Raw genomic sequence first — 24155 nt, 5'->3', positions numbered from 1 at the left:
CCTCAAACAGTTGTGGCGATATCGCAGCCGCGCCTGGGCGTTACGCGCCTGGAAGCAGTGGAAGCGCCGGGCCCTGCGCAGCGGGCTGGAGCCGCTGAAGATCTTCGTCCGGCGCCTGGAGCCCTACCTGCCCGGCATCCTGGCCCACTGCCGGTGGCCGCTGGGCACCAACCTGGTCGAGGGCATCAACAACAAGATCAAGGTCATCAAGCGCATGGCCTACGGCTTCCGCGATGACGCCTACTTCTTCCTCAAGATCCGGGCGGCCTTCCCCGGAGTTGGGAGATGAACCAAAAAAGAGGGCGCGGTTCGCACCGCGCCCAATCTGACTCGCCCTGCTGGGAGAGAGAGCAGGAGAGAGAGCCGTCCTTCCCTACTTCACCTCGAACTCCTTCGACTGGACCACCGATCCGTCGAGGGAGATTTCGACCTTGTAGCGCCCGGCGGGGAAGCCGTCGGGCTTGCTGATCTGGAACGTGGTCACGCCGTCACCGGTCAGGTTCAGGTCGCGGCTTTCCTCGTGCACGGTCTGGCCGTCCTGAAAGGTCCAGCGGGCGGAGAGCTTGCCGGGGACGGTGGCGGCGGCATCGGCGGTGCGCGTGCTGACCGCGGCGTAGATGGTGTCGTTCGGCGCGAAGGTGGTGGCCGGGGCGGCGACGCGGTTGTCCGGACCGACGCTGTTGCCCAGGTCCACGGCGGTCACGCTCGCGGCGGCGGCGGGCGCGGCCGGTTCCATCGGCGTCGCTACCGGCGCGGTTTCGGCCGGCGCCGGTGGCGGCGTGGGCTCGGACTTCTTGCACGCCGACAGGGCGAGCGTGGCGGCCAGCGCGGCGGAAAGGGGATACAGCAGGCGGTTGCGGCTCATGTCAGGGTCCTTGTGGGGGCACGGAGCGGCGCGGTGGACGTCAGTCCTTCGCCGGCGGGATCTTCAGCACCTGCCCGGGCTTGATCCGGTCCGGATCGTCGAGCTGGTCGCGGTTGGCCTCGAAGATCTGCGGCCAGGCGCTGGCCTTGCCGTAGAACTGCTTCGCGATCGCGGAAAGCGTGTCGCCCTTGGCGACCGTATAGGTCTGTTCCGGCGGGTTCACGATCTCCTCGGTGGAGCGCACGCCACCCTGGACGTTGCCGAAGTCGGCACGCTCGCTCTCGGTGCTGCGGACGCCGCCTTGCACGTTGGAGAAGTCCGGCTTGTTGCCGTTGCTCATGCCCGTGGCCTGGTTCTGAAGGCGCGGCCACCGTCTCACAGCCCCTGTTAACAAAGTATCCGGGGCTCGTGAAACATTTATTGGAGCGTGTCGCCCGTCGCCGGCGACACGCCTACTGGCGTTCGTCGCGTCGCGCGGGGGGCGGCGTGGTATCGGCAGTGCCACGCCACGGGTTGATGTCCAGGCCGCCGCGACGCGTGTAACGGGCTTCCACCGACAGGCTCTGCGGAGCGCACTGGCGCAGCACGTCGAGGAAGATCCGTTCCACGCACTGCTCGTGGAATTCGGCATGCTCGCGGAAGCTCACCAGGTAACGCAGCAGTCCGGCGCGGTCGATGCGCGGGCCGCGGTAGCGCAGGTGCACGCTGGCCCAGTCCGGCTGGCCGGTGACCGGGCAGTTGGACTTCAGCAGTGAGGACTGCAGGTGTTCCTCGACGATGTCGCCGGCAGCGGCCGACAGCAGCGTGGCATCGGGCGGGCCGTAGCGGTCGAAGTCGACCTCGATCGCGTCCAGCGATTCGCCTTCGTCGTCCGCGGCGGCGGCCATCGCCGGCAGGCCGAAAGCCACCGTCACCGGTGCGCCGGCACTGCGCGACAGGTCGCCCGCTATGCACGCCAGCACCGCCTCCGCGCTGTCGAAGCGGTGCGCGTTGAGCGAGTTGAGGTAAAGCTTGAGCGACTTGGACTCGACCAGGTTCGGCGAGCCGGCCGGCACCTGCACGGTGGCGGTGGCTACGCAGGGTTTGCCGCGGCCGTCCAGCCAGCTGAGCTCGTAGGCGTGCCAGCGGTCGTGGCCGGCGAACGGCAGGGCGTCGCCCGCGGCCAGGCCCAGTTCGACCCGCGCACCGGCGCGCGGGATCGGGAACAGCAGGCCCGGGTCGTAGCGGGTGGGGTAGGCGACCTCGCGGCCGAGGCTGGATTCGTGCGGCGTACTCATCCGCACATTCTAGGGGCTGCTTCCCCAACGCCGGCCGAGCGGCGCCCGGGAGGCGGCGGCTAGCGCGGCGCCAGCGAGATCAGCGCGATCGCCAGCACTGCCAGCGCGATGGCGATGCGGTTGAGGGTGGAGGTCTTTTCGCCGAAGGCCAGCACGCCGACCGCGGTGCCCAGCACCACCACGCCGATGTTCATGCTGGCGAACACCACTGCCGGGCTCTCCGGCAGCGACTGGTGGGCGCGCACGTAGAACACGATGTTGCCGAAGTTGAGCACGCCCAGCAGCAGGCCGGCGGCGATGTGGCGCAGGCCCGGGCGCACGCCGTGGCGCAGCCGCCGCCAGCCCTGCCACAGCAGCATGCCGAGGAAGGCCAGGACGAAGGCGACCTGCAGGGCCGCGGTCGCCGGCGTGCCGGCCACGGCCAGGCGCTTGAGCAGCACGTCGACCACGGCATAGCCGATCCAGACCGCCAGCAGCAGCATCCAGCCGCGCCGGTCCGGGGCGGCGTGGCTGTCGGGGCGGGCGAGGATGCCGACCACGGCGCACAGGCCCAGGGCCAGGCCGGCCAGTTTCATCGGCCCGGCCTGTTCGCCGAACAGGAGGAAGGCGGCGCCCAGCGACAGCAGCAGCGACAGGCGCTGGGCGACGTCGGTGCGGACGATGCCGCTGCGGCGGACGGCGGCGGCCAGGACCAGGAACAGGGTGGGCAGGACGAAGGCCAGCGCCAGCAGTTCCGGCCAGGGTGCGTCGCCGTGGCGCAGCGCGGCCGGAGGGGGGCGCTGCAGCCAGGCGCTGAGCATGGCCGCGGCCAGGTAGTTCCAGGTGACCATCTGCCCCGCGTCCCAGCCGCGCCGCGGCGCCAGCTTGAGCAGCACCGAGACCAGCACGCTGCAGGTCATGCTCAGCAGGATGAAGTGCATCGCGGCGTGCCGGGGGAGAGGGCCGGCCATTGTATGGCGAGGCCCGCCCCGTGGCCTGCATGCGCTTTCGGGGGCGGACATTGCCGCCCGGCGTGGCGGTATCGGGCCGGAGCAGGTGCGCTGCAGTCGGGAGGGCGGCGGCAGTGCGGCCCTGCCGGCTTCGACCGGGGGCCACAACAGCAACAGCAAAGGCAAAGGCGTTGGCTGGCGTCGGCCTCGGAGGGAGCCACGGCAGCACGGGGGTATGGCGCATCGCGCGGTTCCGCCGTCCCTAGCTCCAACGCGCGAACGCAGGCCATCCATGGCCTGCTTGCGCCGCGCCGGGAATGAACTCGGGCGCTGCCCACCCCTGGCGCGTCGCCACGCGCCCGCCTTCTGAGCGCATCGTCCAGCCACACGCTTTTGCATACCCCCGCTGCCGCGTCTTCCGGCGCGTCCGGGCCGTGGCTTCGTCCGTTTCCCCCTCTCCCTCCGGCAAAGGCACTGGGGGAAAGGGCTGGGTATCGACGCATGGTTCTGTGCCCTGGCGCCGGCGTCCCCGCGCAGGATGTAGAGCGGGGCTTGCCCCGCACCCACGCATCTGGAGGCGTGGCCCCACCAGGAGCGCTGCTTCCCTGTTCTTGGCGGGCGTCGGGACACCAGGCGGGGGAGTCGGGCAGGCCCGACTCTACGGGTTGGAGCTCGCCGCGATTCGTGGGGCGGTCGTGCTGTCCGGTATCCGCACCCAGTGTTGCCGCCATGCCATCTACGGGCCTCCGGGCACCGGGCTGTACAATGGGCGCCATGGCCCATCCCCCCTTTCCCACCGAGTCGGGCACGCTGGTGCTCGACGGACCGGCCGGCGCGCTCGAAGTCGCCGTCGACCTGCCCGATCCCGCCGAGGCGCGCGCGCTGACGGCGGTGGTCTGCCATCCGCTGCCCACCGAGGGCGGCACCATGCACAACAAGGTGGTGACCATGGTCGCCCGCGCGCTGCGCGAGCTGGGCGCCACCACCGTCCGCTTCAACTTCCGCGGCACCGGCGCCTCCGAAGGCGCGTTCGACCATGGCGTCGGCGAGCGCGAGGACCTGCGCGCGGTGGTGGACTGGGTGCGCGCGGCGCGTCCGGACGACGCGCTGTGGCTGGCCGGTTTCAGCTTCGGGTCGTACGTGACCCTGTCCTCCGCCGCGGAACTGCAGCCGGATGCGCTGATCTCCATCGCTCCGCCGGCCAGCGGCCGCGGCTGGGACTTCGGCCCGATCCAGGTGCCGGAGATCCCGTGGCTGGTGGTGCAGGGCGAGGCCGACGAGATCGTCGACCCGCAGGCCGTGTACGACTGGATCGACAGCCTGCCGCGCAAGCCGCAGCTGGTGCGGATGGTCGACACCAGCCACTTCTTCCACCGCAAGCTGATCGACCTGCGCGGCGCCATCCAGCACGAAGTGAAGGCGTGGCTGCCGCAGGCATGAGCGGAACCGCCACGCGCCTGCCGTCGCAGGCCTATGCCGACGGGGCCGCCGCCGGGCGCTGGCGCGACGATCCCGCGCAGCACGCCGCGCTGCGCGAGCTGGACCGCATCCACCGCCAGCTGCTGGAAGCCACGCCGACGGGTTTCCTGGCGCGCCTCGGCCTGGGCCGCCGACCGGCGCCGGTGAAGGGGCTGTACCTGTGGGGCGGCGTCGGCCGGGGCAAGACCTTCCTGGTGGACCTGTTCTACGAAGGCCTGCCGCTGGCGCAGAAGCAGCGCACCCATTTCCACCGCTTCATGCGCAGCATCCACGAGCAGCTGCGCCTGCACGCCGGCCAGTCCGATCCGCTGGCGACGATCGCCCGCGAGTGGCGCGAGCACCTGCGCGTGCTGGTGCTGGACGAGTTCTTCGTCTCCGACATCGGCGACGCGATGCTGCTGGGCCGCCTGCTGGAGCGGCTGTTCGCCGAGGGCGTGACCCTGGTGACCACCTCCAACACCGCGCCGCAGCACCTGTACCGCGACGGCCTGCAGCGCGAGCGGTTCCTGCCGGCGATCGCGCAGCTGCGCGAGCACTGCGTGGAACTGGCCGCCGACGGCCGCGAGGACTACCGGTTGCGCGCGCTGACCCGTTCGCCGGTGTACCGGCAGCCGCTGGACGAAGGAAGCGACGCCTGGCTGGCCGGACGCTGGCAGGCGCTGGCTTCCGGCGCCGAGGCGAAGGCCGGCGGCATCCGCATCGAGGGCCGCCGGATCGCGGTGCGCGCGCGCGGCCATGGCGTGGCCTGGTTCGATTTCGCCGAGCTGTGCGAAGGCCCGCGTTCGGCCGACGACTACATCGAGATCGCGCGCGAGTTCCAGATCGTGCTGGTCGGCGGGATCCCGCGCTTCGACCGGCTCAACGAGGACGCCGCGCGCCGCTTCGTCAACCTCATCGACGAGCTCTACGACCGCCAGGTCACCCTGGTCTGCACCGCCGCCGCACCGCCGGTGGCGCTGTACCAGGGCGAGCGCCTGGCCGGCGCGTTCGAGCGCACCGCGTCGCGCCTGATCGAGATGCAGAGCGCCGAATACCTGGCGCGCACGCACCGCGGCTGACGGTGCACGCCGGACGCAGCGCCGTCCGGCTCAGCGCAGGATCTTCTCCATCGGCCGGCCCTTGGCCAGCTCGTCGACGAGCTTGTCCATGCAGCGGACCTGGCGCATCAGCGGATCCTCGATCGTCTCCAGGCGCACGCCGCAGACCGTGCCGGTCATGCCCATGCTGGCCGGGTTCGGCGCCGGCGCCCCGGCGAAGAACGCCGCCAGGTCGGACTGGCGTTCGATCTGCGCCTCGAGCCCGGCCTGGTCGTAGCCGGTGAGCCAGCGGATGACCTCGTCGACCTCGGCGCGGGGTAGCGGTAGGCCAGGCCCAGGTCCAGCGAGTGCGCCAGCGGCCTGTCGTAGAGCAGGGGTACCAGCGCCTCGACATAGGCCTCGCGTACGTCGGTGCTGCCGCGGCTCGGGCCGCGCGAAGGCACGCCGACGATCGCGCCCTGCTGCAGCAGGCGGTCGGGCCGGGACTCGTAGCTGTTGCGGCGCCAGCCCAGGCCGGCGGCGAAGCGCAGCTCGCCGGCCTGGGCTGGAACAGTCCGCCCTGCGCGTTCGCCTCGAACACGTCCTGGCGGAACTCGGTGTCGCTGATGGTGGCGGCGACCAGGTAGTCGCGGCACTGCGGCGACAGCACGGTCCGGCCGAACGGGTTGTAGCCGCCGGCACAGAGGCTTGCGCCGCCGTCAGGGGCGTCGAGCAGGTTGCGCAGCGAGGCGATCACCACCGCGCCGTTGTTGACCTCGTGGGCGCGCGTCTGGCCCTTGCTGGCGTAGGCATCCCAGGAGCCGTTGATCGCCGGCAGCGGGCCGCGCGCGCCGGCGAGGAACTGCCAGCTGTCGAACTCGCGCTCGAAGGTGCGTGGCCCGGCCTCCTGGAAGCGCTCGTGCAGGCGGAAAGCGGCGTCCGGATCCTGGGGCGAGGCGAGGATGGTGCGCAGGTCGCCGGGGATGAAGGGATTGGTGACCGGCACGTTGATGCCGGTGTTGCCGGCTTCCGCGGCCACGTAGCTGGACAGGCTGGACCAGCTGAACTGTGCGTAGGCCTCCACCGCGTCGGTGATGTCGAAGGTGGCGCGTCCGAACGCGGTGTGGCGTTCCAGCGGCACCTGGATCAGCGAGAACTGGTTGAGGTTGTTGAGCTGGGTGCCGGTGTCGTTGAGCTGGCCCGCAGGTCCGCGCCAGTTGAACGGGCCCTTGTTGGCGGCGAACAGGGTGCCGTCGTCGTTGAAGCCCAGGTAGGTCGTGGGCGAGACCGGCACGCGGCCGGACGCGGCGCCGTAGCCGCCGAATACCGCATCCACCGCCGCCTGCGTGGGCAGGTTGCCGCCCAGTTCGTAGGTGCCGGTCTTGATGCGGAAGTCGGTGCCGCCCGGGTGCCTGCGGAAGAACTCGCGCGCCATGAAGTCCACGCCGTCCCGGTCGGACCACGACAGCGAAAGCACCGCGTTGCCGCGCCCGTCGGCGAAGTTGCCGCCCAGGGTGAGCGACAGGTCGGTAGTGTCGCCGTCGCCCTCCGCGTAGCGGGCGAACTGGCTGTCGAACCGGATGCCCTCGAAGTCGTCCTTCAGGCGCAGGTTGACCACGCCGGCGATCGCGTCGGAGCCGTACACCGCCGAGGCGCCGCCGGTGATGATCTGCACTTCCTCGATCAGCGCCGAGGGAATCGCGTTGACGTCGACGACGTTGTCGGTGGTGGCCGGCTGCAGGCGCCGCCCGTCGAGCAGGACCAGGTTGCGCTGCGCGCGCCGAGGCCGCGCGGGTTCAGGGTCGCCTGGCCGGTGCCGCCCCAGCCGGCGTTGGTCTTGTTCGCACCCGGGCCCAGCTGCGGCAGCTGGTTGAGCGCTTCCTCCAGCGTCGAGGTGCCGGTGTCGCGGAGCTGCTCGCGCGTCACCGTGGTCAGCGGGCTGCTGCTGGCGTAGTCCAGGCGGGCGATGCGCGAACCGGTGACGGTGACCGCGTCCAGCTCGGTGGCGCTGGCGGCGCCGGACGGTGCGCGCGCCGGGTCGCCGCTTTCATCGGCCAAGGCGGGCGCCGGCGCCCACAGCGCCTGGGCGACGAGCAGGGCCAGTACCTGGCGGTGGAAGCGCTGCTGCGGAATCCGGGCCGCAGCCGGCCATCCCCCGGGATTGCGCCCGGAAGCGGAAGATACACGCGATGACATGGATCGAACCCCTCGTTACTGCGCGACACGCGCCAACGTGGGATGGGCTGTTCCAGTTGCAGTGCAGCATCAGAAAATCATCTGCAGGAATGTGCTTATGCAGCGAACGCCTTGCGCGTCGCGCCTCACGGATGAAGCAAAGGTGCAGTTGCAACTGTCGGCCATGGATCGCGAGCAACCCGGCTCACGTGCGCTGCATCCGGTGCGCGCTACAAGACATGCATGCCCGCGGCCAGCCACCGGATGAAGCGTTACGCCGATCTCTCCGGCGAGTCCGGCGTGGAGGCGTACCGCATCACGCCGACTTCCATCTTCGTGAGGTTCCGTAACCGCGCCGCACCTTACGAGTACAGCAGCAGCGGCCGCGCCGGCCCGCAGAAGGTGGCGAGGATGAAGGCACTGGCGGTGGCCGGGCGCGGCCTCAGCACCTTCATCAGCCGGCACGCGCACGACGACTACGAGCGCTGAGCGCGCCGTCCCGCCGACTCACGCGCCCGCCCCGGCTGTTGCGCTAGGCTGGACCGAGGCCACGCACCCGGAGCACGCCATGTCCGAAGTCCCCAATGCCGAAGTCCGCTCGACCGAAGCGCGCCTGCTGCACATGGTCTTCCCCGACCACACCAACCACCTGGGCACGCTGTTCGGCGGCCAGGCGTTGGCGTGGATGGACATGGCCGCCTTCATCGTCGCCTCGCGCTGGGCGCGCACCACGGTGGTGACCGCGCGTTCGGAGCAGGTCGACTTCAACCAGCCGATCCACAAGGGCGACCTGGTCGAGGTGATCGCCACCATCGTGCGCGTCGGGCGCAGTTCGATGAACGTCGACGTGGAAGTGGTCACCGAGAACCTGCTCAGCGGCGAGCGCAAGCTGTGCACCCGCGGTCGCTTCGTGATGATCGCGCTGGATCCGCTGGGCCGGCCGACGCCGGTGCCTGCGCTGCCGGCGCCCGCGGCCGGCTAGGTCTCCGGCGGCGGCGTCGCCTCGGGGTGGCGCGCGATCCAGGCGGCGCGGCGCTGGCGGTAGTCGTCCAGCGCTTCGGCGTAGAGGTCGTAGACGCAGATCGGGCAGCCGCTTTCGCAGCATTCGGCCGGCAGCGGCTTCTCCGGCGGCAGCGGAGGCGGATCGGGATCATGGCCGGCCGCCTGCGGGCCGGTGGGGTCGGACAGGGAAGTCATGCGCAAAGCCTAGCAGCCGCGATTGCAACGGCCGCGAAGCGACGGGAAGGCATGCGGCGCGGTGCCCTGCCTAGGCGCCGATGGCGATGCCGGCCGCCAGCAGCGCCTGGCGCGTGGGCGCGTCGCCGGCCGGCGTGACCGGGCGGGTAAGGTCCCAGAGGAAGCGCACGCGGAAACCGGCGGCGGCCGCGTCCTGTGCCGTCCACAGCACGCAGTAGTCGCGGGCCAGGCCGCAGACGTGGACCTCGGCGATGCCGCGCTCGCGCAGCCAGCCGGCCAGGCCGGTGGCCGGGCGGCTGCCGGCGGGGCCATGGTTCCCGCGGAAGCCGCTGTAGGAGTCGACCCGTGGATCGGTGCCCTTGCGCAGGACCAGGTCCAGCGGCGTCCAGTCCACGCGCGGATCCAGCGCCGCGCCGGCGCTGCCCTGCACGCAGTGGTCCGGCCACAGCGTCTGCGGATGGCCGTGCAGTTCGATGGTGTCGAACGGCGAGCGGCCCGGATGGGCGCTGGCGAAGGAAGCGTGGCCCGGCGGATGCCAGTCCTGGGTCGCCACCACGGTGCGGTAGCGGCGCGCGCGCAGCAGCGCGTCGATGCCGGGGACGATCGCGTCGCCTTCGTGGCAGGCCAGCGCGCCGCCGGGCATGAAGTCCGGCTGCAGGTCGACCACGATCAGGGCGGTGTCGTCGGGGAGCATCAGGCCTGCCGATAGCGGGGTGTGCCCGCCGGGGAACGGACGCCGGCACGGACGCGCCGGCGTCCCCCTGCGATCAGGCGATCGAGGCGCGGTAGATCGATTCGATCGCCGCGTCGAGGGCCTGGTTGAACTCCTCGTCGCTCTGCTGGGCGGTCAGGCCTTCGGTCAGCGCGCGGGAGAAGCTGGCGATCACGCCCGGGTTCTTTGCCAGCCGGGCGTTGGCGTCGTCGCGGCTGTAGCCGCCGGACAGGGCCACGACCTTGAGCACGCCCGGGTGCTCGACCAGCTCCTTGAAGAAGCCGTCGACGCTCGGCAGGGTCAGCTTGAGGATCACCGGGGTGGCCGGGTCGATCCTGTCCAGGCGCTCCAGCAGGCCCTTCTTCAGCTCGACCTCGATGGCTTCCTTGTCGGCGGCCTTGATGTCCACTTCCGGTTCGATGATCGGCACCAGGCCGGCGTCCAGCACCTGCTGGCCCAGCTCGAACTGCTGGTCGAGCACGGCGGCGATGCCGGCCGGGTTGTTGGCCTTGATGACCGAGCGCTCCTTGGTGCCGAACACGCCCTTGGCCTTGGCGCGGGCCAGCAGGTCGGCCAGGCCCGGGATCGGCTTGAGCATCTGCACGCCGTTGGCCTCGTCCTCCAGGCCCTTGTCGATCTTCAGGAACGGCACGACCTGCTTGGTCTCCCACAGGTAGGTGGCCGCGTCCTGGCCGGCGAACTGGTCGTCGAGGGTGCGCTCGAACAGGATCGCGCCAAGCACGCGCTCGCCGGTGAACGCCGGGCTGGTCACGATGCGGGTACGCATCTGGTGCACCAGGGCGAACATCTCCGCATCGCCGGAGTAGGCCGACTCGTCGATACCGTAGAGCTTGAGTGCCTTGGGCGTGCTGCCACCGCTCTGGTCGAGCGCGGCGATGAAGCCCTTGCCGGAAGCGATACGGTCCTTCTGCTGCGGATTGATGGCCACGACGGGTATTTCCTGTGGTTTACGGGAGCCGTGAATGGTAGCGCGGGGGCTTGTGCCTGGCAGCATCGGAAACCGCCGACAGCGCTGTCTACGCGCGCGTGCATGGGGGGTGCCCCCATGCAACGCACCGCGGAAGCGGGCTTGCATATCACCGCGGGCGACGGAATATCGCTCTCCATGCAAAGCGCCCTGGATGAAACCCTCGCGCTGGCCGGCGACTGCCCGGAAGCGGAGGTCGCCGCGCTGGAATCCTTCATCGCCGGCCACCGCCGGCTGTTGGTGCTGACCGGCGCCGGCTGCAGCACCGGCTCGGGCATTCCCGATTACCGCGACGCCGAAGGCGGCTGGAAGCGCACGCCGCCGGTGACCTACCAGGCATTTACCGGTGAGGCGGCCACGCGCCGCCGCTACTGGGCGCGCAGCCTGGCCGGCTGGCAGTACTTCGCCGCCGCCCAGCCCAATGCGGCGCACGCGGCGCTGGCCGCACTGGAAGCGGCCGGCCGGGTCGAGTTGCTGGTGACCCAGAACGTGGACGGCCTGCACCAGCGTGCCGGCAGCCGCGCCGTGGTCGACCTGCATGGCAGCCTCGACGCGGTGGTCTGCCTGGGCTGCGGCGACCGCCGCGACCGCGCCGGCTTCCAGGCGGCGCTGCTGGAGGCCAATCCCGGCTGGGACCGGCGCGTGGCGCGGATCGCCCCCGATGGCGACGCGGACCTGGAAGACGCCGACTACGCCAGCTTCCAGGTGCCTGGCTGCCCGCACTGTGGCGGGATGCTGAAGCCCGACGTGGTGTTCTTCGGCGAGAGCGTGCCGCGGGCGCGGGTGGAGCAGGCGGTGGCGGCCCTGCATCGCAGCGACGCGATGCTGGTCGTCGGCTCCTCGCTGATGGTGTATTCGGGCTTCCGTTTCGCGCGCATGGCCGCCGAGGCCGGGATCCCGGTGGCCGCGGTGAACCTCGGCCGGACCCGCGCCGACGAGCTGCTGGCGCTGAAGGTACGGGCCGACTGCGCGTCGGCACTGTCCGTGCTTGCCGGGACGATACAGTGATCCACCGTTGTGGTTGATGGTGGCGGCGATTGCCGTTGCAATGCGGGTCCCTGTACCCGGCGTCCTTCCATGAGCCTGCTCTTCTCCCCGCTCCAGCTCGGCCCGCTCGAGCTGCCAAACCGCATCGTCATCGCACCCATGTGCCAGTACTCGGCGCACGATGGCTGCGTGTCCGACTGGCACCACATCCATCTCGGCAACCTGGCCCTGTCCGGCGCCGGCCTGCTGCTGCTGGAGGCGACCGCGGTCGAATCGCGCGGGCGGATCAGCCACGCCGACCTGGGCCTGTGGAACGACGACCAGGAGGCGGCCCTGGCGGCCATGCTGGCCTCGATCCGCCGCTGGTCGCCGATGCCGCTGGGCATCCAGCTGGCGCATGCCGGGCGCAAGGCCTCGACCCACCGGCCATGGGAAGGCAAGGGCGCGATCCCCGCCGACGATCCGCGCGGCTGGGCCACCGTCTCGGCGTCGGCGCTGGCCTTCGACGCCGACCACGGCGTGCCGCAGGCGCTGGACGCCGCCGGCATCGACGCGCTGGTCGAGGACTTCGTCCGGGCGGCGCAGCGCGCGGTGCGCGCCGGGCTGGAGCTGGTCGAGATCCATGCCGCGCACGGCTACCTGCTGCACCAGTTCCTGTCGCCGCTGAGCAACCGGCGCGAGGACGCCTACGGCGGCAGTCTGGAGAACCGCATGCGCCTGGTGTTGCGCGTGTTCGACGCCGTGCGCGCGGCGCTGCCGGAGCGGATCGCGCTGGGCGTGCGCATCTCCGCCACCGACTGGGTCGAGGGCGGCTGGGACCTCGGGCAGAGCATCGCCCTGGCCCGCGAGCTGGACGCGCGCGGCTGCCACTACATCCACGTGTCCAGCGGCGGCCTGGATCCGCGCCAGGAGATCGATGCCGTGCCCGGCTACCAGGTGCCGTTCGCCGAGGCGATCCGCCGCCAGGTGCGCATGCCGGTGATCGCGGTGGGGCTGATCACCCGGCCGCGCCAGGCCGAGGCGGTGCTGGCCGAAGGTCGTGCCGACGCGGTCGCGCTGGCCCGCGGCATCCTCTACGACCCGCGCTGGCCCTGGCATGCCGCCGCCGAACTGGGCGCGACCCTGTCGCCGGCGCCGCAGTACCTGCGCTGCGAACCGGCGCCGGTCCGCGGCCTGTTCGCGCGCTGAGCCGGCGCGGCGCGGACCGCGGCTGGCGCGCCCGCGTCCCCGGCAGGCGGTAACGCCGGCAACCGCCGTGCCATTGCGTCGCGCGCTCGCCTACCATGGCGGCCCTATGCGCAACGACCACATCCTCGCCCTCTCCTGCCCGGACCGTACCGGCATCGTCTACCGCGTCTCCGGCCTGCTGTTCGGCCAGGGCTGCAACATCCTCGACGCCCAGCAGTACGGCGACGAGGAGAGCGGCCGCTTCTTCCTGCGCGTGCACTTCGAACTGCCGGAGCCGCAGGCGCTGGAGGCGGTGCGCGAACGCTTCGCCAACCTCGCCAGCGAGTTCGACATGGACTGGCAGCTGCACGACGCGCGCCGCCGCGCGCGCCTGCTGGTGCTGGTGAGCAGGCAGGGCCATTGCCTCAACGACCTGCTGTTCCGCGCCCACAGCGGCCAGCTGCGCGTGGACATCGCCGCGGTCGCGTCCAACCACACCGACTTCGCCGCGCTGTCGAACTCGTACGGCGTGCCGTTCCACCACCTGCCGGTGGACGCCGGCAACCGGCAGCAGCAGGAGCAGGCGATCCTCGACCTGGTCGAGCGCGAGAACATCGACCTGGTGGTGCTGGCGCGCTACATGCAGATCCTGTCGCCGCGGTTGTGCGAAGCGCTGGCCGGCCGCGCCATCAACATCCACCACAGCTTCCTGCCCAGCTTCAAGGGCGCGCAGCCGTACCACCAGGCGCACGCACGCGGCGTCAAGATCATCGGCGCCACCGCGCACTACGTCACCGCCGACCTGGACGAAGGCCCGATCATCGAACAGGACGTGGCGCGCGTGGACCACGCGATGACGCCGCGCGACCTGGTGCGGGTGGGCAGCGACATCGAATCGCAGGTGCTGGCGCGCGCGGTGCGCCGCCACGTCGAGCACCGCATCCTGCTCAACGGACACAGGACCGTCGTGTTCCGCTGAGTGCGGCGCGCCTCGCGCCGCCATGACCGCCTGCACATGCGCGCGCTTCGCGGCGTGCGCCAGCATGCCGGCATTCCATACGCCAGCGTGTCCACCGGGCAGTCCCTGCCCGCGCCGGATTCCATGCGCCACCGTCTGGAGCCGCCCCGCCTAACCGGTTGAAAAGACGGCGGTTCTGGCCCGGGGATAGAAATTCACACAAGCGTGAGTGAGTGTTGACACGGCACCCTGGGGCTGGGCAGTATCGCCGTCACGCTTTCGTGCCTACTTGGCAATCTCTGGGAGGGGATCCGCATGGCAAGTCGTCTGATCGCGTCCGCATCCGTGGCCGCGCTGCTCGCATTACCTGTCTCCGTTCTGGCCCAGGCCACGAACGAAGTGCTCGAAGCCGAACGCCAGGCCACCACGGCCCCGGCGAACCAGGCCAAGGACCTGGACACCGTCGTCGTCACCGCGACGCGCCGCAGCGAGAAGCTGCAGGACGTCCCGCTGAGCGTGACCGTGCTCGGCCAGGAGCAGCTCGATGCCAAGGGCATCGTCGGCTACGAGGGCCTGGCCTACGAAACCCCGGGCGTGGTGCTCAACCGCCCCAGCGCGAACTTCAACAACTTCACCGCGCGCGGCATCGCCACCAACGGCTACAACGCCAACCTGCAGAGCACGGTGGCGATCTACATCGACGAACTGCCGATCTCGGCCAACGGCAACTCGACCGTGCTCGACCCGAGCCTGTACGACGTCGAGCGCATCGAGTTCCTGCGCGGCCCGCAGGGCACGCTGTTCGGCTCCGGCTCGCTGGCCGGCGCGCTGCGCATCCTGACCCATGCCCCGGACCCGAACGCGTTCGACGCCTCGTTCCTGGCCGACGTGGGCATGACCGCTTCCAGTTCGCTGCGCCAGCGCTACAACGCGATGGTCAACATCCCGCTGGCGCAGGACACCCTCGCGCTGCGCGTGGTCGGCTTCTCGCGCAACGAGGACGGCTACGTCGACAACCTCGGCACCGGGATCAAGGATTCGAACGTGCTGAAGGCCTGGGGCGGCCGCGCCACCCTGCTGTGGGAGCCGACCGACCGCTTCTCCGCGCAGGTGCGCCTGTCGCGCGAGGAGAGCACGCCGGAGGATTCCTCGCTGACCAACCCCGACCTGGGCAGGGACAAGCGCTACTCCGACCGTCCCGACATGTTCAACGGGACGATGACCAACTACAACCTGACCCTGGACTACCAGTTCGACGGCGCCCACCTGACCAGCTCCTCGACCTGGTCGGACTACGACGCGGCGTTCAACGTCGACCTGGCCGGCACCTACGGCCAGGCCTTCGCCTTCGCCCTGGACGCGCCGTTCAACAGCAAGACCTTCGTCCAGGAAGTGCGCCTGGTATCCGACACCGGCGGCCCGCTGGAATGGGTGCTCGGCGGCTTCCACTTCAAGCGCGACCGCGACGTGTACTTCGGCTACCGCTCCAACGAGGAGTTCCTGCAGCGCAGCGGCATCACCGGCCTGCCGGACGAGTACTACCTGCGCTTCCTCAGCACCGACGTGTCCAAGGAGCAGGCGCTGTTCGGCCAGCTGACCTACCACTTCAGCGACGACTTCTGGGCGACCCTGGGCCTGCGCTACGGCAGCACCCAGGCCCAGGCCTTCACCCGCGCCGGCGGCTACAACAGCGACTACCTGACCCAGGCCTACCTGTACGCCTTCTACGGCATCCCCGGCGGCCCGGTCACGATCACCCCGGTCGAGGCAGCCACCGGCGCGAAGGCGAAGGAAACCGGCCCGTCGTACCGGATCAGCGCCTCGTGGCGCCCGGTGCCGTCGGTCACCACCTACGCCGCGGTCGCCACCGGCTTCCGCGCGCCGGTGGTCAACGCTCGCGCCGGCTCGGTCAGCACCATCGACCCGGATGACCTGGTCATTCCCTACGGCGCCGACTCGGACGAGCTCACCAACTACGAGCTGGGCGTGAAGGGCAGCTGGCTCGACGGCCGCCTGGCCGCCAACCTGGCGCTGTACTACGTCGACTGGAACGACATCCAGGTCCAGGCCAACCGCGTGTCCGACCAGGTGCAGTTCGCCACCAACATCGGCGGGGCCTACAGTCGTGGCCTGGAGTTCGAGCTGATGGCGATGCCGAACATGAACTGGACGGTGGCGCTGAACGGCTCGATCAACCGCGCCAAGGTGGACGACCTGAGCCCGGAGGAAGCGGCGATCTCCGGCACCGTGCTCGGCGCGCGCCTGGCCGCGCCGGAGTTCAGCGGTTCGCTGACCGCCAGCTACCGCTTCGACTGGATCCGTGGCTCCGAGGGCAACGCCTCGCTGGCGATCGTCCACGTCGGCGATTTCCCCGGCCAGTTCCAGTACGTGCCCGGCCAGCCGGGCGTGGTCAGCCCGACCTTCGACTACACCGACTCGTATACGGTCGTGAATGCGAACATCGCCGCCGCGTTCAACAACTACACGGTGGGCCTGTACGTGGAGAACCTGTTCGACGACCGCTCGGTGACCTACGTGCATCCGGAGGCCTTCCTCGACGGCCGCTACGCGCTGGTGCGTCCGCGCACCGTCGGCGTCCGCGTGGGGTACCGGTTCTGATGGCCGCGCGTCCGGCCAGCCCGGCGATGCCCGGCGCGCAGCACGCGCGCCCGGGCGCGGGCGCCTGGGTCGTGCTGGCGATCCTGTGCTTCGTCTACGTGCTCAACTTCCTCGACAGGCAGTTGCTGTCGATCCTGGCCAAGCCGATCCAGGACGAGCTGGGGGTCACCGACTCCCAGCTCGGCCTCATCGGTGGCCTGTACTTCGCGATGTTCTACTGCATCCTGGCGATCCCGGTCGGCTGGCTGGCCGACCGCACCAACCGGGTGCGGGTGCTGGCGTTCTCCTGCGCGCTGTGGAGCGCGGCCACCGCCGCCTGCGGCATGGCCTCCTCGTATCCGCAGCTGGTGCTGGCGCGCATGACCGTGGGCGTCGGCGAGGCCGGCGGCGTGCCGCCGTCCTACGCGATCATTTCCGACTACTTCCCGCCGGGCATGCGCGGCACCGCGCTGAGCCTGTTCAATCTCGGCCCGCCGATCGGGCAGGCGCTGGGCGTGGCCTTCGGCGCCTCGATCGCGGCGGCGTATTCCTGGCGGCTGGCTTTCATCTGGGTCGGCGCGGTCGGCATCGTGACCGCGCTGGCGGTCTGGCTGGTGGTGCGCGAGCCCCGGAAGGGGGGCCGGGATGCCGCGCCGGGGGCGGTTGCCGCCGCCGCCGAGCCGGCGCCCCCCTTCTGGCGCACCTGCCGCGAGTACTTCGCCAACCCGGTGCTGCGCGGCATGGCCCTGGCCTGCGGCGCGACCCAGTTCATCACCTACGCGGTGCTCAACTTCACCGTGCTGTTCCTGATGCGCGAGAAGGGCATGGCGCTGGAGCAGGTGGCGGTGTGGTACGCGCTGGTGATCGGCACCGGCATCTGCGCGGGCATGTTCGCCTCCGGCCGGCTGATCGACCGCCTGTCGCGGAAATCGAAGACCGCGTACGCCTACCTGCCCGCGGCCGGCCTGGCCCTGGCGATGCCGTTCTTCGCCCTGTTCGTGTGGGCCGACAACTGGCCGCTGGCCCTGGCCTTCCTGCTGCTGCCGACCGGCCTGAACTACTTCTACCTGTCGCCGGCGGTGACCCTGGTGCAGGAGGAAGTGCGGCCCAACCAGCGCGTGCTGTCCGGTGCGCTGCTGCTGCTGGTGATGAACCTGATCGGCCTCGGTTTCGGCCCGGCCTACCTGGGCATGGCCAGCGACTTCTTCCGCGCGACCCACCCGGACAACTCGCTGCAGATGGCGTTCTACACGCTGATCCCGTTCTACGTGCTGGCGGTGGTGATGTTCCTGCGACTGGCGCGCACCATCCGCCTCCAGGCCCAGCAGGAGACTACTCCGTGACCCGATCCACCTTCCGCACGCTGGTCGTGTCCGCGGTCCTGGGCTGTGCCGCGCTGCCGGGTGCGGCGTGGTCCCAGGGGCCGGTCGTCCACGCCCCTGTCGGCGCGCTCCAGGGCGAGGCGCTCGACGGCGGCATCCACGCCTTCCTCGGCATTCCCTACGCCGAACCGCCGGTGAAGCAGCTGCGCTGGCGCGCGCCGGTGCCGGCCAAGCCCTGGAAGGGCACCCGCGAAGCCACCGCGTTCGGCCCGGCCTGCATCCAGCCGCCGTCGCGCCCGGGCAGCATCTATTCGCTCGGCGAGGCGCTGCAGACCAGCGAGGACTGCCTGTCGCTGAACGTGTGGGCGCCGGCCGACGCGAAGGACGCGCCGGTGTTCGTGTGGATCCACGGCGGTTCGCTGGTCGCCGGTTCCAGCCGCGAGCCCATGTACGACGGCGCGCGCCTGGCCGCACAGGGCATCGTGGTGGTAAGCATCAACTACCGCCTCGGCGTGCTCGGCTACCTGGCCCATCCGGAGCTGAGCGCCGAATCGGCCGATGGCGTGTCCGGCAACTACGGCCTGCTCGACCAGATCGAGGCGCTGCGCTGGGTCCGGCGCAACATCGCCGCGTTCGGTGGCGATCCGGGCAACGTCACCATCGCCGGCGAGTCGGCCGGCGCGCTGAGCGTGATGTACCTGCTGGCGGCGCCGCCGGCGCGCGGCCTGTTCCACAAGGCCATCGCCCAGAGCGCGTACATGATCACCACGCCGGCGCTGCGCGAGGCCGTGCACGGCATGCCTTCGGCCGAGGAGTTGGGCCTGGAGCTGGGACGCAAGATCGGCGTGCGCGGCCTGCCGCGGCTGCGCGCGATGGATCCGCAGGAGCTGACGGTGAAGGCGGCGATGTCCGGCTTCCTGCCGTTCGGCAACATCGACGGCAAGGTGTTGCCGGCGCAGCTGGTCGAGGTCTTCGACCGCGGCGAGCAGGCGCCGGTGCCGCTGCTGGCCGGCTTCAACGACGGCGAGATCCGTTCGCTGCGTTTCCTGCTGCCGCCGAAGCCGGCCGACGCCGCGACCTATGAAGCGGCGATCCGCGCCGCCTACGGCGACCTGGCCGAGGCGATGCTCGCGCGCTACCCGGCCACCGACCTCGATGGCTCGATGCTGGCCACCACCCGCGACGCGATGTACGGCTGGACCGCCGAGCGCCTGGTGCGCAAGCAGGCCGAGCTGGGCCAGCCGTCGTACCTGTACTACTTCAACCATGGCTATCCGGCCGCCGACGAAGCCGGCCTGCACGCCTTCCACGCCGCCGAACTGCCGTACGTGTTCGCCAACCATGACCGGACCACGCCGCTGTGGCCGAAGGCCCCGGATACGGCGGGCGAGCAGGCGCTGACCGCGGCGATGTCCGGCTACTGGGCCTCGTTCGCGCGCAGCGGCCGGCCGGTGGCCGCCGGCCAGCCGGCCTGGCAGCCCTACGGCCAGGTGCGCGCCTACATGGCCTTCGAGGATGCGCCGGTGCCGGGCGAACACCTGATGCCGGGCATGTACGAACTCGTGGAGGGGGTCGTGTGCCGTCGTCGCGCGCAGGGCGGGCTGCCCTGGCACTGGAACGTCGGCATCGCCGCGCCGCCGCTGCCCGCCGGAGCGCCTGGATGTCCGTGATCCATGGCGAGATGCAGCCCTGGGCGCTGACCATCGACAGGTTCCTCGAGCATGGCGCCAAGTGGCACCCGGGGGTCGAGGTGGTCACGGCGGGCGATGGTGGCAGCACCACGCGGATCGACTACGCCGGGCTGCAGCGTCGCAGCCGCGATGTTTCGGCGCTGCTGGCCGGCATGGGTGTCGGCCCCGGCGACGTGGTCGCCACGCTGGCCTGGAACACCCAGGCGCACATGGAGGCCTGGTACGCGGTGATGGGCATGGGCGCGGTCTGCCAGACGCTCAACCCGCGCGTAGCCGAAGTGCACCTGGCGGCGATGCTGGGACAGTCCGGTGCGCGCGTGCTGGTCGCGTCCGCGGACCTGGCGCCGCTGGCTGAAGCGATTGCCGCGCGCACGGGCACCCTCGAGCGCATCCTCTCGATCGACGGCGTCGCCGGGCGCGGCGACGCCGCGCCGGTGGTCGAATCGCTGGAGCACCTGCTCCAGGCCGACAGCGGTGCGCCGCGCCAGGAAGCCGAGTGGGGCGGGTTCGACGAGCGCATGCCTTGCGGCCTGTGCTTCACCTCCGGCACCACCGGCGCGCCGAAAGGCGTGACCTACACGCATCGGGGCGTGTTCCTGCACACCCTGCGCGCGCTGCAGGCCGACACCATGGCCCTGTCGCAGCGCGACAGCGTGCTGCTGGCCGTGCCGATGTTCCATGCCAACGCCTGGGGCGTGCCGTTCGCCGCGCCGGCGGTGGGCGCGAAGCTGGTCCTGCCGGGCCGCCATCTCGATGGCGCCAGCCTGGCGAAGCTGATCCGCGAGGAGAACGTGACCGTGGCCATCGGCGTGGCCACCGTGTGGCTGGGCCTGGTCGACCACCTGGATACCCACGGCGGCGACGTGCCTTCGTTGCAGCGCGTACTGGTCGGCGGCGCGCCGCTGCCGCCGGCGCTGATGCAGCGCATCGAACAGCGCCTGGGCGTGGCGGTGCAGACCAGCTGGGGCATGACCGAGCTGTCGCCCACCGGTACCGTCGCCCTGCCCGATGATCCTGGACGTGCCGCGCACCTGTCCGGGCGCCCGGCACTGGGCCTGGACCTGCTGCTGACCGACGCCGAGGGCGTGCCGCTGCCGCAGCAGCGCGGATGTGAAGGCCACCTGCGCGTGCGCGGGGCCAGCGTGGTGTACCGTTACTTCGGCCAGATCGATCCGGCGGTGGACGCCGACGGCTGGTTCCCCACCGGCGACCTGGCGCGCATCGACGAGCGCGGCAACCTGGTCATCACCGGCCGCGCCAAGGACCTGATCAAGTCCGGCGGCGAGTGGATCAACCCGGCCGAGATCGAGGAGATCGTCGGCCGGCTGCCGGGCGTGTCGCTGGCCGCGGTGATCGGGCGGGCGCACCCGAAGTGGGGCGAGCGGCCGGTACTGCTGGTGGAGATGCGCGCGGACACCGGCACCGGCGACGCGGAGCTGCTGGAGGCGCTGCGCGGCGCGGTGCCGTCGTGGTGGATGCCGGAGGAGATCATCCGGGTGGAACGGATGCCTTTGGCAGCGACCGGCAAAATTGACAAAATGCGGCTGAGGGCCGAGTTCGGCGGCGCGCAGTGGCGACGGGAGGCGTGATGTCTCCGGCCGGCGCATATGCGGAGCGGCATGGGAGGCTGCAGGGTGCCAGCAAAGGCGACGACGTCCGGATCCCGGCGGGGTGGCGCGAAGAAGACCGGCGCCACCCGGGCCGCGCGCACGACCAAGGCGGCGCAGCGCGCGGAGATGACCGAGCAGATCCTCGATGCGGCCGAGCACCTGTTCTCGCGCGACGGGCTGTACGGGGTCACGCTGAAGGACGTGGCCGAGCGGGTGGGCGTGCACCACACCCTGGTCAACTACTACTTCAACGACAAGCAGACCCTGTTCGATGCGGTAATCGCGCGCCGCGCCGGCGTCACCAGCAGCGCGCGCATGCAGGCGCTGGACGCGTACGAGAAGGCCTGCAACGGCAGGCCGACGGTGGAAGGCGCGCTGCGCGCGTTCCTCGACACCGACCTGGACCTGTACAGCCAGGGCGGCGAGGCCTGGAAGAACTACGGCGCGCTCGGCGCGCTGATGTCCAACACCCGCCACGGCGGCGAGCTGATGGACCAGCACTTCGACCCGGTGGTGCTGCGCCTGATCGGCCTGCTCAGGCGCGCGCTGCCGGAGGCGGCCGAGGAAGACATCTTCTGGGGTTACCACTTCGTCACCGGCGCGCTGATGCTGACCCTGGCGCGCACCGGGCGCATCGACCGCCTCTCCGGCGGGCTGTGCCGCTCGGACGACTACGAAGCGGTGAAGGCGCGCATGGCGAAGTTCATGGCCGCCGGCTTCAAGACCATCTGCAAACCGCGGAACGGCACGCGTACCAGATCCGGCTGAGCGCCGGCGCGCTCCCGTTCCGTGCCTCACGACACACGGGAGTTCGATGATGCCACTGAAGGGAAGGACAGCGATCGTTACCGGCGCCGGCGGCGGCCTGGGTCGCCAGCATGCGCTCTACCTGGCGCGCAAGGGCGCGAAGGTACTGGTCAACGACCTGGGCCTGGAAGCCGCCGAGGCGGTCGCCACGGAGATCCGCGCGGCTGGCGGCGAGGCGATCGCGGTGGCGGGTTCGGTGACCGACGAGGCCGCGGTCGCGGCGATGGTCCAGCGCGCGCTGGATGCGTGGGGCCGGATCGACATCCTCATCAACAACGCCGGCATCCTGCGCGACAAGAGCTTCGCCAAGATGGACCTGGCCGACTTCCGCCTGGTGCTGGACGTGCACCTGATGGGCGCGGCGATCTGCTGCAAGGCAGTGTGGGAGGTGATGCGCGAACAGAAGTCCGGCCGCATCGTCATGACCACCTCGTCCAGCGGCCTGTACGGCAACTTCGGCCAGGCCAACTACGGCGCGGCGAAGATGGCCCTGGTCGGACTGATGCAGACCCTGGCCATCGAGGGCGCCAAGTACGGGATCAAGGTCAACTGCCTGGCGCCGACCGCGTACACGCGGATGATGGAAGGCATCCTGCCGCAGGAGCAGCTGGACGCGCTGGATCCGTCGCTGGTCAGTCCGGCGCTGTTGCCGCTGGTGGTGGATGACGCGCCGACGCGCGCGATCCTCTGCGCCGGCGCGGGGCATTTCGCCCGCGCCCACGTGACCCTGACCGGAGGCTGCTACATCGGCGGTGGCGACGACGCGGGCGAACGGCTGATCGCGGCGTGGGACGCGGTCTCGGACACCACCGGCCAGGTCGTGCCCGACTACGGCTTCACCCAGGCCGAGCGCGAGGTGGCCAGCGCGCAGCGGCATGCCAAGCCCGGCGTTACCGCCTGACCGCGAGGGATCCCATGACCGGCGTATTCGTTGTCTCGGCCGTGCGCACGGCCATCGGCACCTTCGGCGGCAGCCTGCGCGAGGTGCCGCCCTCGGACCTGGGCGTGGCGACGGCGCGCGAGGCGATCGCCCGCGCGGGCATCGAGCCCGCTGTGATTGGTCATGCGGTCTACGGGCAAGTGCTGCCCAGCGAGCCGGCCGATGCCTACCTGGGCCGGGTGATCGCGGTAAAGGCGGGCGTGCCGGTGGAGACGCCGGCGTTCACGGTGAACCGGCTGTGCGGTTCGGGCCTGCAGGCGATCGTGTCGGCGGCGCAGTCGCTGCTGCTGGGCGATTGCGAGGTGGCGCTGGCCGGCGGTGCCGAGTCGATGAGCCGGGTGCCGTTCCACGTGCCGAGCCAGCGCTGGGGCCGCAAGCTCGGCGATGCGGTGATGGTCGATGCGCTCAACGAGGGCCTGAAGGATCCGTTCGACAAGGTGCTGATGGGCATCACCGCGGAGAACGTGGCCGAACGCCACGGCATCGACCGGGCGCGGCAGGACGCGGTGGCACTGGAAAGCCACCGGCGCGCGGCGCGGGCGATCGCGGAGGGCCGCTTCGAAGGGCAGATCGTGCCGGTGAAGGTAGGTCGCCGCGGCAAGGAAACCGAGTTCCGCGTGGACGAGCACGTGCGCGCGGAGGTCAGCGGCGAGGACCTGGCGGGGCTGCGCCCGGTGTTCAAGGCCGAGGGCACGGTGACGGCGGGCAATGCGTCGGGCATCAACGATGGCGCAGCCTCGGTGGTGCTGGCCACGGGCGCGGCGGTGCAGCGGCACGGGCTGAAGCCGCTGGCGCGGCTGGTCGCGTACGCGCATGCGGGGGTGGAGCCGCTGTACATGGGCATGGGCCCGGTGCCGGCGACGCGCACGGCGCTGGCGCGGGCGGGACTGACGGTCGGGGACCTGGACGTGGTCGAGTCCAACGAGGCGTTCGCGGCGCAGGCCTGTGCGGTGGCCGATGCGCTGGGTTTCGATCCGGCGAAGACCAATCCGAACGGCAGCGGGATTTCGCTGGGCCATCCGGTCGGTGCGACGGGCGCGATCATCACGGTGAAGCTGGTCCACGAGCTGCACCGCACCGGTGGCCGTTACGGCCTGGCGACGATGTGCATCGGCGGCGGCCAGGGCATCGCGGCGATCTTCGAGCGGGTGTAGTGGGCGTGGCTTCCGGTCATTGTCATGTGACCGGGCGTGCTGCGCGGCTGTAGCAGCAACAGCGGAGACAGCAGCAACAGCAACGGCAACGGCAAAGGCAAAGGCAAAGGCGTTGAGGTGGGCGGCTTCGGACGGAGCCGCGGCAGCGCGGGGGTATGCCGCATCGCGCGGTTCCGCGTCCTGCTCCAACGCGCGACCGCGGCACATCCATGTGCCGCTTGCGACATACCCCCGCGCCACCGCGTCTTCGGGCGTATTGGGGTCGTGGCTTCGCTCGCCCATT

At 70.9% G+C, this 24155-nt stretch carries 23 protein-coding genes; 15 read left to right on the top strand and 8 right to left on the bottom strand.

Annotated elements, in window-relative coordinates; translation table 11 throughout:
* The coding region (locus tag PSEJ35_RS17505; RefSeq protein ID WP_028918009.1) for a transposase at positions 1–289 on the top strand (289 nt) is incomplete at its 5' end.
* An 84-nt stretch (positions 290–373) separates the two neighbouring features.
* Here the strand turns inward: PSEJ35_RS17505 and PSEJ35_RS0111985 are convergent.
* From PSEJ35_RS0111985 to PSEJ35_RS0111970, 4 genes are all read right to left on the bottom strand, one after another.
* Positions 374–865, bottom strand: coding sequence for a hypothetical protein (locus tag PSEJ35_RS0111985; protein ID WP_028918008.1), 492 nt, complete (start codon positions 863–865; stop codon positions 374–376).
* A 40-nt stretch (positions 866–905) separates the two neighbouring features.
* Entirely contained in the window at positions 906–1205 is a 300-nt protein-coding gene (locus tag PSEJ35_RS0111980; protein WP_028918007.1) for a LysM peptidoglycan-binding domain-containing protein, read from the bottom strand.
* A gap of 112 nt (positions 1206–1317) precedes the next feature.
* On the bottom strand, positions 1318–2142 hold the full coding sequence (gene queF, locus PSEJ35_RS0111975; RefSeq protein ID WP_028918006.1) for an NADPH-dependent 7-cyano-7-deazaguanine reductase QueF: 825 nt from the start codon (positions 2140–2142) through the stop codon (positions 1318–1320).
* A 59-nt stretch (positions 2143–2201) separates the two neighbouring features.
* Complete coding sequence (locus PSEJ35_RS0111970; RefSeq protein ID WP_028918005.1) at positions 2202–3062, bottom strand: DMT family transporter; 861 nt, start codon at positions 3060–3062, stop codon at positions 2202–2204.
* 783 nt (positions 3063–3845) lie between these two features.
* On the opposite strand from PSEJ35_RS0111970, the gene PSEJ35_RS0111965 reads away from it, so the two are divergent.
* Together PSEJ35_RS0111965 and zapE are read left to right on the top strand one after the other, a co-directional pair.
* Complete coding sequence (locus tag PSEJ35_RS0111965) at positions 3846–4511, top strand: alpha/beta fold hydrolase (protein WP_028918004.1); 666 nt, start codon at positions 3846–3848, stop codon at positions 4509–4511.
* Positions 4508–5608, top strand: a complete 1101-nt coding sequence (gene zapE, locus PSEJ35_RS0111960; RefSeq protein ID WP_028918003.1) for a cell division protein ZapE — start codon at positions 4508–4510, stop codon at positions 5606–5608. The genes PSEJ35_RS0111965 and zapE overlap by 4 nt, the downstream gene beginning before the upstream one ends.
* Positions 5609–7249: 1641 nt before the next feature.
* On the opposite strand, the gene PSEJ35_RS16710 is transcribed toward zapE, so the two are convergent.
* Positions 7250–7762, bottom strand: a complete 513-nt coding sequence (locus PSEJ35_RS16710; RefSeq protein WP_084635538.1) for a TonB-dependent receptor plug domain-containing protein — start codon at positions 7760–7762, stop codon at positions 7250–7252.
* Positions 7763–7984: 222 nt separating this feature from the next.
* On the opposite strand from PSEJ35_RS16710, the gene PSEJ35_RS0111945 reads away from it, so the two are divergent.
* Entirely contained in the window at positions 7985–8230 is a 246-nt protein-coding gene (locus PSEJ35_RS0111945) for a hypothetical protein (RefSeq protein ID WP_037083195.1), read from the top strand.
* 79 nt (positions 8231–8309) lie between these two features.
* A complete protein-coding gene (locus PSEJ35_RS0111940; protein ID WP_028918000.1) occupies positions 8310–8723 on the top strand; it encodes an acyl-CoA thioesterase in 414 nt (137 codons plus the stop codon).
* On the opposite strand, the gene PSEJ35_RS0111935 is transcribed toward PSEJ35_RS0111940, so the two are convergent.
* The 3 genes from PSEJ35_RS0111935 to PSEJ35_RS0111925 form a co-directional block, all read right to left on the bottom strand.
* Positions 8720–8938: an oxidoreductase-like domain-containing protein gene (locus PSEJ35_RS0111935; protein WP_024868455.1), complete on the bottom strand. Its 219-nt coding sequence runs from the start codon at positions 8936–8938 to the stop codon at positions 8720–8722. The genes PSEJ35_RS0111940 and PSEJ35_RS0111935 overlap by 4 nt on opposite strands.
* 70 nt (positions 8939–9008) lie before the next feature.
* Entirely contained in the window at positions 9009–9632 is a 624-nt protein-coding gene (pncA, locus tag PSEJ35_RS0111930; protein ID WP_028917999.1) for a bifunctional nicotinamidase/pyrazinamidase, read from the bottom strand.
* A 73-nt stretch (positions 9633–9705) separates the two neighbouring features.
* Positions 9706–10593 (bottom strand): fructose bisphosphate aldolase, encoded by an 888-nt coding sequence (locus PSEJ35_RS0111925; RefSeq protein WP_037083199.1) that lies wholly within the window; start codon positions 10591–10593, stop codon positions 9706–9708.
* 183 nt (positions 10594–10776) lie between these two features.
* Between PSEJ35_RS0111925 and PSEJ35_RS0111920 the strand changes: the two genes are divergently transcribed.
* The 10 genes from PSEJ35_RS0111920 (at position 10777) to bktB (ending at position 23872) form a co-directional block, all read left to right on the top strand.
* Entirely contained in the window at positions 10777–11646 is an 870-nt protein-coding gene (locus PSEJ35_RS0111920) for an NAD-dependent protein deacetylase (protein ID WP_051412661.1), read from the top strand.
* A 69-nt stretch (positions 11647–11715) separates the two neighbouring features.
* Positions 11716–12813 (top strand): NADH:flavin oxidoreductase/NADH oxidase, encoded by a 1098-nt coding sequence (locus tag PSEJ35_RS0111915; protein ID WP_028917996.1) that lies wholly within the window; start codon positions 11716–11718, stop codon positions 12811–12813.
* A 106-nt stretch (positions 12814–12919) separates the two neighbouring features.
* The gene (gene purU, locus PSEJ35_RS0111910; RefSeq protein WP_028917995.1) at positions 12920–13771 is read left to right on the top strand and encodes a formyltetrahydrofolate deformylase; all 852 of its coding nucleotides are present in this window, start codon (positions 12920–12922) and stop codon (positions 13769–13771) included.
* A 294-nt stretch (positions 13772–14065) separates the two neighbouring features.
* Positions 14066–16369, top strand: a complete 2304-nt coding sequence (locus PSEJ35_RS0111905) for a TonB-dependent receptor (RefSeq protein ID WP_028917994.1) — start codon at positions 14066–14068, stop codon at positions 16367–16369.
* The gene (locus PSEJ35_RS0111900) at positions 16369–17691 is read left to right on the top strand and encodes an MFS transporter (protein WP_028917993.1); all 1323 of its coding nucleotides are present in this window, start codon (positions 16369–16371) and stop codon (positions 17689–17691) included. The genes PSEJ35_RS0111905 and PSEJ35_RS0111900 overlap by 1 nt, the downstream gene beginning before the upstream one ends.
* Positions 17688–19340: a carboxylesterase family protein gene (locus PSEJ35_RS0111895; RefSeq protein ID WP_232207652.1), complete on the top strand. Its 1653-nt coding sequence runs from the start codon at positions 17688–17690 to the stop codon at positions 19338–19340. Before PSEJ35_RS0111900 ends, PSEJ35_RS0111895 begins: the two co-directional genes overlap by 4 nt.
* Positions 19331–20950 (top strand): AMP-binding protein, encoded by a 1620-nt coding sequence (locus PSEJ35_RS0111890; protein WP_028917991.1) that lies wholly within the window; start codon positions 19331–19333, stop codon positions 20948–20950. Before PSEJ35_RS0111895 ends, PSEJ35_RS0111890 begins: the two co-directional genes overlap by 10 nt.
* 147 nt (positions 20951–21097) lie before the next feature.
* Positions 21098–21739 carry a TetR/AcrR family transcriptional regulator gene (locus PSEJ35_RS0111885; protein WP_028917990.1) on the top strand — a complete coding sequence of 214 codons (642 nt, stop codon included), beginning with the start codon at positions 21098–21100 and terminating at the stop codon, positions 21737–21739.
* Positions 21740–21788: 49 nt separating this feature from the next.
* Positions 21789–22679, top strand: a complete 891-nt coding sequence (locus PSEJ35_RS0111880; protein WP_028917989.1) for an SDR family NAD(P)-dependent oxidoreductase — start codon at positions 21789–21791, stop codon at positions 22677–22679.
* A 14-nt stretch (positions 22680–22693) separates the two neighbouring features.
* The gene (gene bktB / locus PSEJ35_RS0111875; RefSeq protein WP_028917988.1) at positions 22694–23872 is read left to right on the top strand and encodes a beta-ketothiolase BktB; all 1179 of its coding nucleotides are present in this window, start codon (positions 22694–22696) and stop codon (positions 23870–23872) included.
* Positions 23873–24155: the final 283 nt, after the last annotated feature.

The sequence above is a fragment of the Pseudoxanthomonas sp. J35 genome (assembly GCF_000513995.1).
In the GTDB taxonomy this organism is placed as follows: Bacteria; Pseudomonadota; Gammaproteobacteria; order Xanthomonadales; family Xanthomonadaceae; genus Pseudoxanthomonas.
This window is presented reverse-complemented; position numbering and strand designations above follow the sequence as displayed.

Coding starts and splice junctions, on each gene's coding strand:
- PSEJ35_RS0111985 (WP_028918008.1), bottom strand. CDS start 865: ATGAGCCGCAACCGCCTGCTGTATCCCCTTTCCGCCGCGCTGGCCGCC.
- PSEJ35_RS0111980 (WP_028918007.1), bottom strand. CDS start 1,205: ATGAGCAACGGCAACAAGCCGGACTTCTCCAACGTGCAAGGCGGCGTC.
- queF (WP_028918006.1), bottom strand. CDS start 2,142: ATGAGTACGCCGCACGAATCCAGCCTCGGCCGCGAGGTCGCCTACCCC.
- PSEJ35_RS0111970 (WP_028918005.1), bottom strand. CDS start 3,062: ATGCACTTCATCCTGCTGAGCATGACCTGCAGCGTGCTGGTCTCGGTG.
- PSEJ35_RS0111965 (WP_028918004.1), top strand. CDS start 3,846: ATGGCCCATCCCCCCTTTCCCACCGAGTCGGGCACGCTGGTGCTCGAC.
- zapE (WP_028918003.1), top strand. CDS start 4,508: ATGAGCGGAACCGCCACGCGCCTGCCGTCGCAGGCCTATGCCGACGGG.
- PSEJ35_RS16710 (WP_084635538.1), bottom strand. CDS start 7,762: ATGTCATCGCGTGTATCTTCCGCTTCCGGGCGCAATCCCGGGGGATGG.
- PSEJ35_RS0111945 (WP_037083195.1), top strand. CDS start 7,985: ATGCCCGCGGCCAGCCACCGGATGAAGCGTTACGCCGATCTCTCCGGC.
- PSEJ35_RS0111940 (WP_028918000.1), top strand. CDS start 8,310: ATGTCCGAAGTCCCCAATGCCGAAGTCCGCTCGACCGAAGCGCGCCTG.
- PSEJ35_RS0111935 (WP_024868455.1), bottom strand. CDS start 8,938: ATGACTTCCCTGTCCGACCCCACCGGCCCGCAGGCGGCCGGCCATGAT.
- pncA (WP_028917999.1), bottom strand. CDS start 9,632: ATGCTCCCCGACGACACCGCCCTGATCGTGGTCGACCTGCAGCCGGAC.
- PSEJ35_RS0111920 (WP_051412661.1), top strand. CDS start 10,777: ATGCAAAGCGCCCTGGATGAAACCCTCGCGCTGGCCGGCGACTGCCCG.
- PSEJ35_RS0111915 (WP_028917996.1), top strand. CDS start 11,716: ATGAGCCTGCTCTTCTCCCCGCTCCAGCTCGGCCCGCTCGAGCTGCCA.
- purU (WP_028917995.1), top strand. CDS start 12,920: ATGCGCAACGACCACATCCTCGCCCTCTCCTGCCCGGACCGTACCGGC.
- PSEJ35_RS0111905 (WP_028917994.1), top strand. CDS start 14,066: ATGGCAAGTCGTCTGATCGCGTCCGCATCCGTGGCCGCGCTGCTCGCA.
- PSEJ35_RS0111900 (WP_028917993.1), top strand. CDS start 16,369: ATGGCCGCGCGTCCGGCCAGCCCGGCGATGCCCGGCGCGCAGCACGCG.
- PSEJ35_RS0111890 (WP_028917991.1), top strand. CDS start 19,331: ATGTCCGTGATCCATGGCGAGATGCAGCCCTGGGCGCTGACCATCGAC.
- PSEJ35_RS0111885 (WP_028917990.1), top strand. CDS start 21,098: ATGACCGAGCAGATCCTCGATGCGGCCGAGCACCTGTTCTCGCGCGAC.
- PSEJ35_RS0111880 (WP_028917989.1), top strand. CDS start 21,789: ATGCCACTGAAGGGAAGGACAGCGATCGTTACCGGCGCCGGCGGCGGC.
- bktB (WP_028917988.1), top strand. CDS start 22,694: ATGACCGGCGTATTCGTTGTCTCGGCCGTGCGCACGGCCATCGGCACC.